Here is a 15,499-nt window from a genome sequence, read left to right as displayed (position 1 = left end):
CGCGTCCACCCGTCTCCGGACCCTTCCCCCGATGATCGGCGACAACGGCGTCCGGCTGTCGCAGACACGCGGAGCGCCACCGTGAGTACAGGCCCGAGCGGGCACGCTAGATCCCCCGGAAGGCCGAAGGCAATTCCGGGTGGGGACCCAGCTGTGGACAACCTGGGGATGAATGGGGGTAACCAGTCACAGGTGCCGTTACAGCTGTGGACAAGTTGGGGACAAGCGTGATCGGCTTCGCTGAATCCGCAGGTCGGAGGCTGTGAACAAGGTGTGGAGAACTTCCTTGAAACTCGTGCGGCGTGTCGCGCGAAGTCCGTTGTTCGGCGTGTCGTGGACCAGTCCGGGCCCATTCGCCCACACGGCTTGTGGATGAAAACTACGGACGGTAGAGCCGTAACCCGGTGGGCTGAACGGCCGACCGGTCAGGCCGCGGTGAGCCGGCCCTGTGCGCTGCGTAACCGGTCAGCGAGAACGCGCTGGTCGGCCGGGGTGAAGGCGATCCGGCTCTCGCCACGCCCCGGAACCTCCTCCGTCAGCCATCGGCCTTCCGAGGTATCGATGTAGTTCACCGGACGTTCGATCCGGTGCCGGGCGCCCGTGCGGCTGCGAGCCGCGACGTAGAGGCTGCCACTCCCCATTCGGCGCAGTGCGAGGATCCGTTTGAGCTCTTCGACCTCGTGCGAGCCGTCGGCCGGGCGGTCGTTGCGGAGCACCGCGTACCCGGCGCCGTCGTCGCCGCGGGCCGTCCCTTCGATCTGGCTCTTCGGCACCGCGATCGGCGTCCCGCGCCCGGGCGCCAGCTTCGGGATCTGGCCGAGGAAGTCGTCGAGCAGCTCGCCGGGGCGGGTGGACTCGAGCACGACGACGTCCAGCTCTTCGTGCTTGGCCAGGACGAAGGCCTCACCACCGGCGCTGCCGCCGAGCAGCCGGTAGCTGACCGGCCGGCCCTGGAACCCGCCGTCGATCCAGCCGTAGTACTCCAGCTGCGGCCGCGCGACCGCTTCGATCGTCGCGACGAACCCGGGGTGCATGCCGCGCGGGCCGAACAGCCCGGCCTTGGCGAGCTCGGCGTTGACCCGCTCGTCTTCGGCGCGCTGGGCCTCTTCGCTGTACCAGGTCGGCGTCTCGGACAGCACCGTGTGCGGTTCTCCGCCGCGGCGCCGGATCAGGTTGATCAGGGTGCCGGTCGTGATCGAGACCTGCCTGTCCAGCACCGCTCTTCCTCCTGGGAATCAGAAACCCGGTGAACGCGAAGGCCGGGCGCGCCCATCTTGGCACGCGCCCGGCTGTCCGGTGCGCGTTACTCGCCGATGACCGGCGGCGCGGTGAGCTCGTCGGTGCCGAAGATGTCGTTCGGGTCGTCGCCGAGCAGGTACTTCGACGTGCGTTCTTCGTCGCCGCCGCCCTGGCCCTTGGCGCCGTGACCCATGCCGCCCATGCCCCCCATCCCGGTGGAGCCGGCGCGCCCGGCCGCCGCGCCGCCCGCGCCCGCCGCGCCGGCGCCCATGCCGCCCCGGCCCGCGCCGGCCGCACCCGCGCCACCCGGCAGGGCCGCGCCGGTCGAGCCGCCGGGCCCGAAGCCCGCGCCGCCCGGGCCGAAGCCCGCCGTCGGATCGCCGATCCCGCCGGCCCCGCCGGAACCGCCCGGCCCGAAGCCGCCGCCCCCGCCGGAGAAGTTCGGCGTGCCCCCGGGGCCGAAGCTCGGGACGTTCGACGGCGCGAAGCCCGACGAGTGGGTGCCGTCGTCGAAGTTCGGCGGGGTGTAGCTGCCGCCGCCCGGTAGCTTCGACGGGTCGTAGCTGCCGCTCGGGACCTTCGACGGATCGAAGTTCGGGGGCGTGTAGGTGCCGCCGCCGGGCACCTTCGACGGGTCGAAGCCGCCGCCCGGGATGTTCGGCGGCTGCCCGTTGAACGACGGGACGCCGCCCGGGCCCGGCATGTTCACACCGCCGGGACCGCCACCGGGACCGCCGCCGTTCTCGCCACCGCCGCCGTTTCCGTCGCCCGGCTTCTTCTTGCCGTCCTTGCCGTTGTCGACGCTGACGTTTTCCTGCTGCCCCTTGAGCGCGGAGTACGTCGGCATGTTCTGGCCGTTGTCGTTGCTCGCCTTGAAGTAGGTGTTGAAGGCGTCGACGTTGGCCTGGCCCTTGGCGTTGTAGTCGCGGATCGCCCGGTCGGTGTCGGTCGTCCACGGCGTGATCGCGTTGAGCAGGTTGTTCTTCGGCGGGTCCTTCGGGACCTCCTGGACCTTCGCGTGCACCGTGGTGAACGCGGTGTTCTGCTCGCCGAGGTACTTGTCGGAGTCGGTCAGCTTGGTGCCCGAGTCCTCCATCCACACCCGCAGCGGGTGCGCGCCCGCGTTCTGCGCCGCTTCGGAGCCACCGCCCGTCCAGGCCGCGTCCATCTCCTTGGCGAGGGTGTCGATCGTGGTGAGCCGGTCCGCGTAGGCGCCCTTCAGCCGGCTGGCCGCCGCCTGCCCGTCTTGGATCGAGCCGGTGCCGGGGCCGTGGGTGATCTTGTCCCAGATGTCGTAGCAGTCGATCTTGCGGTCGCCCTGCTGCGAGTTGTGGTCGTCGGAGTGCGTGGTCGCCATGTTGTACGCGGCGAACCCGCCGAGCAGCACCAGTTCCAGCATCTCAGCCCTCCTTCAAGGTCTGGATCATCGCCTCGGCCGCCTTCTCCGCGTACGGGCACGGCGCGGTCGCCCCCGGACCGTTGCCGATCTGGGTGAAGACCTGCACCGCCTGGGTGTCCGTCACGCCCACCAGCAGCTTGCACTGGCCCTGGCTGCGGAAGTCCTTCGTGGCGGCGTACACGGCGGGGTAGCCGGAGACGTCGGCCGGTTCCCAGTACTCGTACTGGTCCTTGCCGCCCTTGGCGTAGAGGTCGTAGATGCCCGCGAGCCCGTCGGTGTTCGGGTCGGCCGCGATGTCGATCCGGCTGCTGCGCGTTTCGTCACCGGTGTAGATCCACGCGCAGGACGTGCCCGCGGACGTGGACCGCGGCGTGCCGTCCTCCAGGCCGAGCGTCGAACGCTGCGAGGACGAGAGGACCGAACACGGGTCGGACTTCAGCTTGGCCGGGTCGAGCGGGCTCGAAACCTTGGGTGCGCCGCCACCGTCCGAGCTGCTGCTGCTCGCGGAGTCCGGCGCGCTCGACGCGGCCGGGTTGGCGGTGCCGCCGGTGGTGGAACTGCAGCCGGCGAGGGCGAGCGCGGCGAAGACCAGCGCGGGCGCGGCGAAACGGCGGTTCACCGCTGCTGCCCCGCCTTCGAGATGTCGCCGGTGTGGGCCGCGTCCGCGGCGGTGATCTTCTTCTTCGCGTCGAGCAGCGCCTGGATGTAGTTCTTCACGTAGTCCTGCATCTTCTTGTTCTGCTCGAGGAACGCCTTGCCGGACGGGTTGGCGAGCTTCTCCCAGTCGCCGCTCGCGAACTCCTTGCCGGGCGCCTTGACGTCGGCCATCAGGTTGGCGTCGGCGGCGTCGTTCTGCAGGTCGGTCTGCAGGTCCTGCCACTTCTTGATGACGCCGTCGATCTTGTCGGCGTCGAACGTGAAGCCCCCTCCGCCGGACGGCGCGGACATGTTGACCTCGTTACCCATCCGAGTGCGCTCCCTTCGCGTCCCGCTCCATTGTCCTACGACGGCGCCGTCGTGTCCGGGGTTCCCCTGAACGCGTGAAAGCGGGCCGTCCACCAGGACGGCCCGCTTTCTCACGACGTACTGCCTTACTGCGCGGCCTTGACCTCGAGCCGCACGTCGACCTTGACGTCCGGGTGCAGCCGGGCGCCGACCGAGTGCTTGCCGACGGTCTTGATGTGCTCGCGCAGCTCGATCACGCGCTTGTCGAGCAGCGGGCCACCGGCCGCCTTGATCGCGTCGACGATCTCGGCCGCGGTGATCGAACCGAAGAGCTTCTTCGAGCCCTCGGCCGCCTTGCCCGCCAGCTGGATGGCGCCGAGGCCCTCCAGCGTCGCCTTGATCTCCTTGGCGTGGTCGAGGTCGCGGATGCGACGGCTCTCCTGCGCGCGCTGGATCGTGCGGACGTTCTTCTCCGCGCCCTTGGAGGCCACGATCGCGTAGCCCCGCGGGAGCAGGTAGTTGCGCGCGTACCCGTCCTTGACCTCGACGATGTCGCCGGGGCCGCCCAGGTTGGCCACGTCCGTGGTGAGGATGATCTTCGCCATGTCAGTGCCCTCCCTTAGCGCGCGGTCGAGGTGTAGGGCAGCAGCGCCATCTCGCGGGAGTTCTTGACCGCGATGGCGATGTCACGCTGGTGCTGGCTGCAGTTGCCGGTGACGCGACGGGCACGGATCTTGCCGCGGTCGGAGATGTACTTCCGCAGCAGGTTGGTGTCCTTGTAGTCGATCAGTTCCGGACGGCCCTTCTTCTCGGCCTTGCAGAACACGCAGACCTTCTTCTTGGGCTTCCGAATGGGTGGCTTGGCCACTGTCTACTCCTGGTAACTCAAATCTTTGTGGATGTGTACGAGATCAGAACGGGGGCTCGTCCGAGAAGCCGCCGCCACCGCCGCCGGCCGGCGGGGCCGAGCCCCACGGGTCGTCGGCCGGTGCGCCGCCGCCACCGCGGTTGCCGCCACCGCCGCCGCCGCCGAAGTCACCACCGCCGCCGCCACCGCGGCTGACCTTGTTGACCTTGGCCGTGGCATAGCGCAGCGAGGGCCCGATTTCGTCAACCTCGAGCTCGACGACGGTGCGCTTCTCGCCTTCCTTCGTCTCGAACGACCGCTGCTTCAAGCGGCCCTGCACGACGACGCGGGCGCCGCGGGTCAGGGACTCGGCGACGTTCTCCGCCGCCTGCCGCCAGATGTTGCAGCGCAGGAACAGCGCCTCGCCGTCCTTCCACTCGCCGGACTGCCGGTCGAGGGTGCGCGGGGTGGACGCGACGGTGAAGTTCGCGACCGCCGCACCGGACGGGGTGAAGCGCAGCTCCGGGTCGGACGTCAGGTTGCCGACCACGGTGATGACGGTGTCTCCGGCCATCGGGGTTCCCCTCGGGCTCAGGCCTTGGCGGCGGGCTTGGCCGCGGCGCGCTTGACCTCGCGACGCATGACCTTGGTGCGGAGCACGGTCTCCTGCAGCGACAGCTGGCGGTCCAGCTCCTTCACCGCGTCCGAAGACGAGTTCAGGTCGAGCAGGGCGTAGATGCCCTCGGCGTGCTTCTTGATCTCGTACGAAAGGCGGCGGCGGCCCCAGACGTCGACCTTCTCCACGGAACCGCCCGAAGTGCGGATCACGTTGAGGAAGTTGTCCAGCGTGGGGGCGACCGTGCGCTCGTCGAGCGTGGGGTCCAGGATGACCATTACCTCGTAATGGCGTGACACAACCACTCACCTCCTATGGGCTCGCGGCCACGGACTGTCCGTGGCAGGAGGGTTTGTCCAGGTAAGGCTACCTGGGGGTACCGGCGGGCCCCGCGGGCGGGGTCAGCTCGCGCGGCGCAGGACCCAGGTGCGGACGAGGCCCGCGGTGACGCCGGCGAGCACGATCACGGCGAGCAGCATCGGCAGCTGCACATCGCTCGACGCCCCGTTCGAGGCGAGCGACTGGGCGTTGCCCGCATCCCGGACGTCGGCACCCTGCCCGGCCTGGTCGCCCGGCCCGGCCTGCGGCGCCGAGGCGTCCCCGGGGAGCGTGCCGTTCGCGGGGTACCGGGCCCCCGGCGCGACGGCCGTGCCGGCGGTCGCGGTCGGGATGCCGCTGTAGTCGCGCATCGGCGCGCTGCCGCCCGTGCCACCGGCGGTGCCGGGGTTCAGGTTGGCGAGGTTGCCGGAGCTGCCGCCGGGGACGGTGCCCGTGCCGCCCTGCTGGCCGCCGGTGCTGCCGGTGCCCTGCTGGCCGGGGGCGACGTAGTTGGTGGCGATCGTGGTCAGGCCGCAGCTCTTCGCGACGTTCGCCGAGATCGCGTTGAGGACCTCGGTCTTGGTGCTGTCCAGCAAGCCGAGCCCGTTCGCGCCCTTGAGCGCGGTGGCGACCGTGCTGCCGATCGCCGAGCCGGCGATCGTGCCGCCCGCCGAGTTCGGCACCTGGCCGACGGCCAGCGCGCCCTTGCCCGCGATCGTGTCGGCGAGGGAGTCCGGCCACACCGACAGGGCGGTCCAAAGGTGGCTGTTCACGTAGTCCCGCGCGCCCGTGCGGACCAGTTCCTTCACCGAGGAGCCCTGGACCGCGACGGTGTCGCCCATGCTGCCGTTCACCGAGCCGGAGCAGGTGCCCGCGAGCGTCGTCGCGGCGGAGGCGGTGCCGGCGGAGAGGAAGGCGCTCCCGGTGACGAAGGCGGCCAGGGCGGTAACGGTCAAGAGCTTCCGCACGAGCACAGTCCTCCGTGGGGTTATCGGGGCGTCGTTCCGTTCACCAGGATGAACGACGGGGATACGTGAAAGATACTCGGCAGTCGGGTCAATTCGCAGCGGCCATTCGGCGGAGCACCCAGGTGCGGACGAGGCCCGCGCTGACTCCGGAGAGTGCCAGAACCGCGATCAGCAGCGGCAGGTTCGACCCGTCCGTGATGCCGTTGGATGCGGAAGGTAGCGCCTCGGCGCGCCCGGCCGTCTGGATTCCGGCGTTGCCGGACGCCGTGCTGTCGGGGCCGTTGAGGCCGTACTGCGGGGCGTAACCCGGGATCTGGCTGCCGTAGCGGATCGCCGGGGACGGCGTGAACAGGCCGGCCGTCGCGAACGGGATGCCGCTGTAGTCGCGCATCGGCGAATAGCCCGTGCCGATGCTGAACGGGAAGCCGCCGAACGCCGGGCTGCTGTTCGAGAAGCCGGGCAGCAGCGGGCTGTTGGAGTCGGGGATGCCGCCGCCACCCTGCGGGGTGCCGCCCTGCGGCGAGCCACCGGTCCCCTGCGACGGCGGTTGCTGCGGGTTGCCACCCGGGCCGGGCGACTGCTGCTTGCCGCCGCCGGTCACCGCGCTCAGGCCCTGCTGGGCGCCGCTGGTCAGGCCCTGGACGCCCTGGTTGATCGCGCTCGCCGCGGGCGCGCCGACCACCGGGACCGGCGAGACGGCCGTGTTCACCACGGTGACGGTGACCTTGCAGAGCGTGCCGAGCACGGAGTTGATCGTCCCGGTCAGCACCGTGGTGGCCTGGGTGACGACGCCGAGGTTGAGCGGGATGCCGAGCAGCGGGGTGGTGCCCTGGACCGTGTCGCCGGGCGCGGCGGTCACCGAGCCGCCGCACGGGGCGGTCTTGGTCTCGCCGGCCGAGGCCGTGCCGGGCGCGCCGAGCACGGCCGAACCGGCGAGGACGAACGCCGTCGCACCGACCGCCGTAGCCCTCCGTGTCCGATCCCGCATACCCGCTGCCCCTTTGTCTCGATGCCTCTCCCCAGGACAACGACGTTAAGGCAGCGCGGTGACGCCCGCCCGTTCAGAAATGTCCGGCATTCGAGTGGAAGCGGGGGTCACCGTCGGTGAAATCAAGCCGGCTTGCGGCGGATCCACGCCCGGACGAGGGCCGCGGCGACGATCGCCAGCGCCAGGACCGCGAGCAGCATCGGGAGCTTCGCCGGCGGCGTGACGCCGGGGAGCGCCTCCGCCGTGCCGGACTTCTGCTCGTCGACCGTCGGGACCTGCTCGCCGGGGATGATCTGTGCGACCACCGGCGCCTGGACCAGGCTGGCCGGCAGCAGGGCGGCGTTGGTGAAGATGCCGGAGATCGCGTCGCCCGGCAGGCCCGCGCCGCCGGGACCGGTGGTTACCGGGCCGGTGCTGTCACCGGGCGGGTTCTGGCCCGGGGGCGCCGGCGGCGTCGGCGGGTTCGGCTGGGGCGGGTTCGGGCCCGGCGGGAGGGGCAGCGGGGGCAGTTCGCCGGCCGCGCCCTGCGTCACGTTGCCGACCGTGTTCACGACGCCCTGGGCGGCCGGGCAGACGGCCTTGGCCGCGGCGTCGCCGACCACCGGCACTTCGCCGACGCCGAGCGCCCGCACGGTGTCCCCCACCGGGAGCGTGAGCAGCGGCGCCGAGCCGTTGGTGTTCTTCGCGCTCGAGTCGAGCCCGACGGTCAGCCGGTTCGGGGCGTTGAGCGGGGCGCCGGCGTCGAGGAGCAGCCCGGTTTTCGCGTCGCGCGCCTGGCCGTTCTGCAGGGTGGCGGAGCAGTCGCCGCCGAGGGTCGGGCTGGGGTCGGCGCTCGCGACGCCCGGCAGCGCCAAGGCGGCCGAAGCGGCGAAAGTGAACCCCAGTGCGGTGATCCGTGCGAGCTGCTTCCCCATCGATGCCCTCCGGCAGTCGGACCAATCTGGATCACGGAACGCGCTCACGGTACTCCACGAGCGTCACCAACCAGGCCCCGCACGGGGAAAGAGAACCCGGAGCGCGGCCCGGAGTAGCGTGCTCGGCATGCTGATTGGCGCCCACGTCCGTGACGACGACCCGTTGACCGCGGTCGCCGCGCGCAAAGCCGACGTCGTCCAGTTCTTCCTTTCGGACCCGCAGGGCTGGAAGGCCCCGAAGCCACACCCCCACGGCGAAGCCATCTTGGCCGACCCGGTCGAGGTGTTCATCCACTCTCCCTACCTCATCAACGTGGCTTCGCTGAACAACCGGATCCGGATCCCATCCCGTAAGAACGTCACCCAGCACGCGGACGGCGCGGCGGCGGTCGGCGCCAAGGGCCTGATCGTGCACGGCGGGCACGTCGGCGACAACGACGACGTCGAGGCCGGCCTCGACAACTGGCGCAAGCTCTTCGAGCGCGAACAGGAGAAGGGCGGCTTCAAGGTCCCGATCCTGATCGAGAACACCGCGGGCGGCGAGAACGCGATCACCCGCGACCTCGAGGTGATCGCCCGGCTGTGGGACAAGGTCGGCGAGTTCGGCGCCGGGTTCTGCCTGGACACCTGCCACGCGTTCGCCGCGGGCTGGGACCTCTCGACGGCCGTCGAGCAGGTCCGGGCCATCACGGGCCGGATCGACCTGGTGCACCTCAACAACTCCCGTGACGAGTTCGGCTCGACCCGCGACCGGCACGCGAACGTCGTCGAGGGCGAAGGCACCATCGACCCGGACGTGCTCGTCGAGGTCGCCCGGGCCGCCGGCGCGCCGGTCGTCGTCGAGACGCCGCCCGACGGCCAGGCCACGGACATCGCGTACCTGCGGGAGAAGCTGAACTAGGCCGTCGCGACCTTCCGGCGGTGGCGGACGGCGTTCGGGACGATCACGTCCCGGGCGCCGTCGAGGAACCCGCCCGCCGGGTCGTCGTCGCCGGCGAGCCGGACGAGGTCGGTGCCCGGGCGGTAGATCTCGCGCACCACCAGCATGCACAGCGCGGCGACGGCCAGGTCGCGGACCACGACCGTGCCGAGGAACCAGCCTTCGGGCAGGCCCTTGTGGTCGACGCCGAGGTAGTAGAACATCCGCGGCACCCAGACCAGGGCGTCGATCAGCATCCAGCCGAGCAGCAGCCGCCAGCGCGGGATCGCCAGCACGGCCAGCGGCACCAGCCACAGCGAGTACTGCGGGCTCCACACCTTGTTGGTCAGAAGGAACGCGGCCACGACGAGGAACGCGAGCTGCCCGACGCGCGGCCGCCGTGGCGCGGCGAGCGCGATGTAGGCGATGCCCGCGCAGCAGGCGAGGAACAGCACGGCCACGGTGATGTTCAGGTAGGTCGGCGTCTGGTTCTGCTGCAGCACGCCGTCGAACCCGGTCCAGCCGGTCGTGTACGAGAGCACGTTGTACAGCGAGTCCGGGTCCATCGGCCGCAGCGTGTTCATCCGGAAGAACTCCCACCAGCCGCGGGTGGCGGTGAGGATGAACGGCGCGTTGACCGCCAGCCACGTCACGACCGCCGCGGCCGCGGTCTTCCAGAACGGCGTCAGCTTCCCCGCGCGCAGGCACAGCACGAACAGCACGCCGAGCAGGAACAGCGGGTACAGCTTGGCCGTCGCGCCCAGGCCGAGCAGGAGCCCGGCGAGCAGCGGTTTCTTGCGCGCCCAGGCGAGCAGGCCGGTCGCGGTGAACGCGGTCGCGATCGCGTCGAAGTTCGTGAACGCGTGCACGAGCACCAGCGGCGAGACCGCCACCAGCACCATGTCCCACGGCCGGCGTTTCACCGTCCGGCCGGTCGCCCACACGGTGACCAGCCAGGCCAGGGCCAGGAAGAACGCGGTGATGTCGAAGTAGACGGCCACCGGCAGCCCGCCGGGCAGCCAGCCCGCCTCGGCGAGGTTCTCCCAGCCCGCCGCGAGCTTCGCGTTCGCCCACTGGAACAGGCCGGTGAACACGGGGTACTCCATGTACCGGGTGTCGTTCTCCGCGGTCTGCGAGCTCTCCTTCCACGACGTGTAGTACGGGAAGGTGCCCGGCCGGTCGAGCCGCTCGGAGCTGTAGAGCGGCACGATGTCGGAGTAGCACATGGCGACGAACGGGCGGCCCGCCCGCCAGTCGAGCTGGGTGGCGCCGCTGGAGTCCTGGTACTGCTGGATGCAGGAGCCCTTGCCGAACCAGCAGAGCATCAGCGCGAGCGTGGCCAGCAGCAGGCCGACGCGCTGCGGCGACCAGAACCAGTGCCTGCCGACCGCCGCGTGCTCGCCGAGCGGGCCGCCGATGGGTCTGGTGACCGCCGCCGCGAGGGGCTCGTTCCAGCTCGGGACGACCCGTTCCGCCCGGGTAAGCGTCACGGGGCCGGGGTCCGGCTCGCGCGTGGTCTCCTCTGGCACGAGTGCGGATGTTAGCGGTGATCGTGGTGCGCGGCGGTGAAGCCGGTGATCATGCCGGATTCGCGTAGTACGAGGCCAGGACCTCCGCGGCGGCCCCGCGCGTGACGATCTCCTCGCCGAAGGAGTCCTCGACGACCTCGATGCGCTGCCAGTGCGGCAGCGGCAGCAGCTCTTCCAGGCGCTCCGAAACGCCGTCGCGGTAGCCGCCCGGTTCGTCCCGCACGGCCCGCCCGGCCAGCACGATCCGCTCCAGGTCGAGCACCTGGACGAGGTCGGCGAGGCCGATCCCGAGGAAACCCGCGGCGGTCCGCGTGTCGGGTGCGCGCTTGGCCATGATCTCGACGCAGCCACGCCGCCCGCAGGCGCAGACGGGGCCGTCGTAGGCGATCGTGGTGTGCCCGAACTCACCCGCGTTGGTCCGCGGACCGCGGTACAGCCGGCCGTCGATCAGCAGGCCGACGCCGATCCCGGTGCCGACGAGCACCACCGCGGTCGCCGTCGGCTCGCCGTGCGGCCAGAGCTGCGCGAACGCGGCGGCGTTGGTGTTCTTGTCGAGCGTCACGGGCAGGCCGGTGCGCTTCTCGAGCAGGTCACGCAGGGGGACCTCGTGCCAGCCCGGCATGTTCGTCGCGTCGCGGACCAGGCCGGCGAGGTGGTCCAGCGGGCCGACGCAGCCGAGGCCGAGGCCGAGCACGTCGAAGCCGTCCGCCAGTTCCAGCGCGGTGGCGCCGATCGCTTCGACGGCCTGCTCGGGCGTGAAGCCGACCGGGAGCGGGCCGCCCGCGGTCTCCTCGACTTCGCCGATGAGGTTGGTGCGCAGCACGCGGTACTCGTCACGGTCGAGGCGCGCGCCGAGCGCGTGCCTCGCGCCGGGCCGGATCGTGAGCTGCGTGCGGGGCTTCCCGACCCCCGCCGACGGCTGGCGTTGCTCGTCCAGCAGGCCGGCGTCGAGGAGTTCGGGCACGATCTTGGACACGGCCTGCTGGGTGAGCCCGGTGCGTTCGGCGAGCTCGACGCGGCTGAGGCCGCCGGCGCGCAGGATGTGCGTGAGCAGCAGGGCGCGGTTGTGTTCGCGCACGTTGCGCAGGTTCACCCCGGTGTCCGCCATGGACCCGATCTTCCCACGCCTGGTCAATTACGCAACAGTGTTGTTTAATGGGGGCATGAGTGACTTGCGCGTGGGCATCCTCGGGTACGGCATCGGCGGGCGCGTCTTCCACGCCCCGCTGGTGGCGGCGACGCCCGGGCTCACCCCGGCGCTGATCACGACGTCGAGCAACGCCGCCCAGGCCCGCGCCGACCACCCGGGCGCGGAGGTCGTGCCCGACGCCGACGCCTTCTTCGAGCGGGCGGCCGACCTCGACCTCGTCGTGGTCAGCACGCCCAACCGCACGCACGTGCCGCTCGCGCTGCGGGCGATCGAGGCCGGCCTGCCGGTGGTCGTCGACAAGCCGTTCGCGCCGACCGCGCTCGAGGCCGAGCAGATCGTCGCTGCGGCGAAGGCGGCGGGCGTCGGCCTGACGGTTTTCCAGAACCGGCGGCTCGACTCCGACTTCCTCACCGTCCGGAAGGTCCTGGAGTCCGGGAAGCTCGGTGAGGTGTTCCGCTTCGAATCCCGCTACGACCGCTGGGTGCCGAAGCCGAAGGAGAACTGGCGCGAGTTCGGCGACCCGGCCGAAGCCGGCGGCCTGCTCTACGACCTGGGCGCGCACATCGTCGACCAGGCGCTGCAGCTGTTCGGCCCGGTCACGCAGGTCTACGCCGAGGTCGACCGCCGCCGCGCCGGCGTCCAGGTCGACGACGACGTGTTCGTCGCGCTGAAGCACGCCAACGGCGTCCGTTCGCACCTGTGGGCGACGGCCCTCGCGGGCACGCTCAACCCGCGGTTCCGGGTCCTCGGCGACCAGGCGACGTTCACCAAGTACGGCCTTGACGTGCAGGAACCGCAGATCAAGACCGGGATGCGCCCGGGCGACGACGCGTGGGGCGTGGAGCCGGCGGCGGACGCGGGCAAGATCGGCGTCGGCAACGACGTCAAGACGGTCCCGACCGAAACCGGCCGCTACGAGCTGTTCTACGCGCAGGTGCGGGACGCGCTGCGCGGCGAAGGCGAGTTCCCGGTCGACCCCGAGTCGTCGGTCGAGGCCCTGCGGGTGATCGAGGCCGCGCACCGGTCCGGCGTCGAAGGGGCCGTGATCAAGCTCTGAGGACGGCGTCCTCGATCTCCCGCCGCATCCTCGTCAGACTGGCCGTGACGCCGGTGTCCCCCAGCGCCGACGTCACGGCCTCTTCCACGCTCGGCCGACCGGATCAGCCGCCGGGGTTCGGAACTCCGCTCTGACCGGTGTCGTTGCCGCCGCGGTTACCTGTGCCGTTGCCGTTCCGGTTGCGCTGGCGGTTCTGCAGCTCCTGCAGCCGCTGCTGGAACTGCCGGAACTGGTCCAGCTGCTGCTGCCGGTCGTCGCCCCGGCCCGGACCCCTCGGGTCGGGCTGCTGCTGATCCTCCGGCTGCTGGACCTCGACCTGCACCCGGTCCTGGGGTGAGCTGATCGCGGCCACGCGGTCGAAGCGTTCGCCCGGCTTGCCCGACAGGTAGAGCTGCATGAACCGGTCCCAGATCGGCCCGGCCAGGGTGGAGCCGAACAGCGGCGCGCCGCCCGGGCCGCGCAATGCCTTGTCACCGTCGCTGCCCACCCAGACCGCCGCCGACACCGAAGGCGTGTAGCCGACCATCCACGTCTGCGAGTTCGCGTTCGCCGCCGACGCGGGTTCGTCGTTCTGCGGGGTGTGCTGCTGGGTGCCGGTCTTGCCGGCGCATTCGTGGCCGGCCGGGCAGCTCAGCCGCGAGAACTGGATCACCGGGGCCAGGGCCGCGGTGACGTTCCCGGCGATCTGCGCGCTCTTGCCCGGGTCGTTGTCCGCGAAGGCGTCGGTCGACTGGTCCTTCGCCTGGTACGCGGTTTCGCCGTTCGCGTTGGTCACCTTCTGCACGAAGTGCCGGTCGCGCTGGCGGCCGTTCGCCGCGAACGTCGCGTACGCCGAGGCCATGTCCGCCGGCGTCACCTGGGTGCCGCCACCGCCGATCGAGATGTTGTTGTCGCCGGTGAACAACGCGCTGCGGCCGCCGTTGTCCTTGGTCCGGATTCCCGCTTCCTGCGCCGCTTCCGCCACGCCGGACGGCTTCGTCACGTTGAGCACCATGTCGTAGAACACTGTGTTCGTGGACCGCTGCATGGCTTCGGCGACCGTGCACTGCTGCGAGCAGCTGCTGCTGTCGCCCGCGTTGCGGACCGGCAGCTCGACGCCGGGGAACGTGCGCGGCGAGGTGCCGTCGAACCGCGCGTCGAGACCTCGGCCGAGCTTGAGGAACGCGGCCAGGTCGAACGGCTTCATCGACGAACCCGGGTTGTGCGCCTCGTCGGCCCAGTCGCGCCCGGCCAGGTCCTCGCCGTTCGGGCCCTTCACGATCGCGTCGCCGCCGTAGTAGGCGAGTACGCCGCCGGTCTTCGGGTCGACCGCCACCAGCGCGTCGAGGATCCGGCTGTCGGTCTGCCCGGCCATCTCCTCGGACACGGCCTTCTCGGCGGACTGCTGCGCCTGCGGGTCGATGGTGGTGAACACCTGGAACCCGCCGGAGTAGTACTGCTTCTCGTCGATGCCCTGCGCGGCCAGCTCGGCCTTGACCTGCTTCTTGATGAACGGGTTCAGCGCCCCGGCCTGCTTGCTCTCCCGCAGCGGGATCGGCGTCGGGAACTTCGCGGCGGCGCGCTGGGCCGGCGTCAGGTAGCCGTTCTTCAGCATCCGGTCGAGCGCTGTGGTCCACCGGCTCGTGGCGACGGCCGTGTTCTCCGACCGGCCTGGCTGCTGGATCAGCCCGGCCAGCAACGCGGACTCCGAATAGCCGAGCTGGCCGACGTCCTTGCCGAAGTACGCCTGCGCGGCGGCCTGGATCCCGTAGGCGCCGCGGCCGAAGTAGATGATGTTGAGGTAGGCGGTGATGATGTCCGCCTTCTCGTAGGTCTGGTTCATCTTGAACGACTTCGCGAGCTCGACCCACTTGCGCGTCAGCGTCGGGTCGTCGTCGCCGGACGCGTTCTTGATGTACTGCTGGGAGATCGTCGACCCGCCGCCGGACCCGCCGGTGACCTGGTTGTAGGCCGCGCGCAGGATGCCGCCGACGTCGAAACCGGAGTTCGTCTCGAACGACGCGTCTTCGGTCGCGATCACGGCCTTCTTGACGACGTCCGGGATCTGGCTCGCCGCCAGGATCTGCCGGTTGCCGCCCGTGGGCACGTCCTTGCCCATCTCGGTGCCGTCGCTGTAGAGGTACGTGACGGCCTGGCCCTGCGCCTGCGCGACCGTCTCCGGCGAGGGGACGTCGACGGCGAAGTAGGTGATCAGGAACGCGGCCGCGGGGACGAGGAAGAACAGCCCGGCGGCCACGTACGCGATCCGCCGGACCCGTCGCCAGCGCCGCCTCCGCAGGTCCTGCGCGGTCGCCGGCCGGGGCCGGCGCGGCGGCTGCCCCGGACGCGGCCGCAGGATCGGCACCGTCGGCGGGTCGTCCGGCTCGGTCCCGTTGTGCGCGTGGTGGGTGATCAGCTCCGGCTCGGCGCCGAGCAGCCCGGCGCGGGGCGCGCTGCCCCGGCGAGCCGCGCGGCGGCGACGTGGGTCGGGCTGCCGGCCAGGCGACGTGCGGTCGTTGTTCACGGGCCGTCCTCCACGGTGGGCTGCGGACGCAGTCCTCTCGGGAGGCACACGTACCGCCGCCCGCCGTGGTTCACCTCCGCGCGGAGCGCCGTCGCCGGCAGAGAACG

16 protein-coding genes are annotated in these 15,499 nt (G+C 71.2%); 2 read left to right on the top strand and 14 right to left on the bottom strand.

Going from position 1 to position 15,499, the window contains the following annotated elements; genetic code table 11:
* Window positions 1–425: 425 nt before the first annotated feature.
* From ACWEN0_RS09075 to ACWEN0_RS09025, 11 genes are all read right to left on the bottom strand, one after another.
* Window positions 426–1,217, bottom strand: a complete 792-nt coding sequence (locus ACWEN0_RS09075) for an ESX secretion-associated protein EspG (protein ID WP_451970648.1) — start codon at window positions 1,215–1,217, stop codon at window positions 426–428.
* A gap of 86 nt (window positions 1,218–1,303) precedes the next feature.
* A complete protein-coding gene (locus tag ACWEN0_RS09070) occupies window positions 1,304–2,638 on the bottom strand; it encodes a hypothetical protein (protein ID WP_451970645.1) in 1,335 nt (444 codons plus the stop codon).
* A gap of 1 nt (window position 2,639) precedes the next feature.
* Window positions 2,640–3,257 carry a DUF3558 domain-containing protein gene (locus ACWEN0_RS09065; protein ID WP_451970643.1) on the bottom strand — a complete coding sequence of 206 codons (618 nt, stop codon included), beginning with the start codon at window positions 3,255–3,257 and terminating at the stop codon, window positions 2,640–2,642.
* Window positions 3,254–3,604, bottom strand: coding sequence for a hypothetical protein (locus ACWEN0_RS09060; RefSeq protein WP_451970640.1), 351 nt, complete (start codon window positions 3,602–3,604; stop codon window positions 3,254–3,256). The genes ACWEN0_RS09065 and ACWEN0_RS09060 overlap by 4 nt, the downstream gene beginning before the upstream one ends.
* A gap of 125 nt (window positions 3,605–3,729) precedes the next feature.
* A complete protein-coding gene (gene rplI, locus ACWEN0_RS09055) occupies window positions 3,730–4,188 on the bottom strand; it encodes a 50S ribosomal protein L9 (RefSeq protein WP_451970638.1) in 459 nt (152 codons plus the stop codon).
* A 14-nt stretch (window positions 4,189–4,202) separates the two neighbouring features.
* The gene (gene rpsR / locus ACWEN0_RS09050) at window positions 4,203–4,451 is read right to left on the bottom strand and encodes a 30S ribosomal protein S18 (RefSeq protein WP_003098744.1); all 249 of its coding nucleotides are present in this window, start codon (window positions 4,449–4,451) and stop codon (window positions 4,203–4,205) included.
* A gap of 43 nt (window positions 4,452–4,494) precedes the next feature.
* Window positions 4,495–5,004: a single-stranded DNA-binding protein gene (locus ACWEN0_RS09045; protein ID WP_364448411.1), complete on the bottom strand. Its 510-nt coding sequence runs from the start codon at window positions 5,002–5,004 to the stop codon at window positions 4,495–4,497.
* 17 nt (window positions 5,005–5,021) lie between these two features.
* Window positions 5,022–5,345 (bottom strand): 30S ribosomal protein S6, encoded by a 324-nt coding sequence (gene rpsF / locus ACWEN0_RS09040; RefSeq protein WP_191313494.1) that lies wholly within the window; start codon window positions 5,343–5,345, stop codon window positions 5,022–5,024.
* Window positions 5,346–5,447: 102 nt separating this feature from the next.
* Entirely contained in the window at window positions 5,448–6,338 is an 891-nt protein-coding gene (locus tag ACWEN0_RS09035) for a hypothetical protein (RefSeq protein WP_451970635.1), read from the bottom strand.
* An 82-nt stretch (window positions 6,339–6,420) separates the two neighbouring features.
* Window positions 6,421–7,320: a hypothetical protein gene (locus ACWEN0_RS09030; RefSeq protein ID WP_451970632.1), complete on the bottom strand. Its 900-nt coding sequence runs from the start codon at window positions 7,318–7,320 to the stop codon at window positions 6,421–6,423.
* Between the two features lie 122 nt (window positions 7,321–7,442).
* Entirely contained in the window at window positions 7,443–8,234 is a 792-nt protein-coding gene (locus ACWEN0_RS09025) for a hypothetical protein (RefSeq protein ID WP_451970630.1), read from the bottom strand.
* A gap of 127 nt (window positions 8,235–8,361) precedes the next feature.
* Here ACWEN0_RS09025 and ACWEN0_RS09020 point away from each other — a divergent pair, with 127 nt between their 5' ends.
* Entirely contained in the window at window positions 8,362–9,135 is a 774-nt protein-coding gene (locus ACWEN0_RS09020; protein ID WP_451970627.1) for a deoxyribonuclease IV, read from the top strand.
* On the opposite strand, the gene ACWEN0_RS09015 is transcribed toward ACWEN0_RS09020, so the two are convergent.
* Together ACWEN0_RS09015 and ACWEN0_RS09010 are read right to left on the bottom strand one after the other, a co-directional pair.
* Window positions 9,132–10,682 (bottom strand): glycosyltransferase family 87 protein, encoded by a 1,551-nt coding sequence (locus ACWEN0_RS09015; protein WP_451970624.1) that lies wholly within the window; start codon window positions 10,680–10,682, stop codon window positions 9,132–9,134. The genes ACWEN0_RS09020 and ACWEN0_RS09015 overlap by 4 nt on opposite strands.
* A gap of 49 nt (window positions 10,683–10,731) precedes the next feature.
* Window positions 10,732–11,790, bottom strand: coding sequence for an ROK family protein (locus ACWEN0_RS09010; RefSeq protein WP_451970621.1), 1,059 nt, complete (start codon window positions 11,788–11,790; stop codon window positions 10,732–10,734).
* 55 nt (window positions 11,791–11,845) lie between these two features.
* Here ACWEN0_RS09010 and ACWEN0_RS09005 point away from each other — a divergent pair, with 55 nt between their 5' ends.
* A complete protein-coding gene (locus ACWEN0_RS09005; RefSeq protein WP_451970618.1) occupies window positions 11,846–12,889 on the top strand; it encodes a Gfo/Idh/MocA family oxidoreductase in 1,044 nt (347 codons plus the stop codon).
* Between the two features lie 103 nt (window positions 12,890–12,992).
* Here the strand turns inward: ACWEN0_RS09005 and ACWEN0_RS09000 are convergent, their stop codons facing one another.
* Window positions 12,993–15,392: a transglycosylase domain-containing protein gene (locus tag ACWEN0_RS09000; RefSeq protein WP_451970616.1), complete on the bottom strand. Its 2,400-nt coding sequence runs from the start codon at window positions 15,390–15,392 to the stop codon at window positions 12,993–12,995.
* Window positions 15,393–15,499 lie beyond the last annotated feature (107 nt).

The sequence above is a fragment of the Amycolatopsis sp. NPDC004378 genome, assembly GCF_053602455.1.
This window is presented reverse-complemented; position numbering and strand designations above follow the sequence as displayed.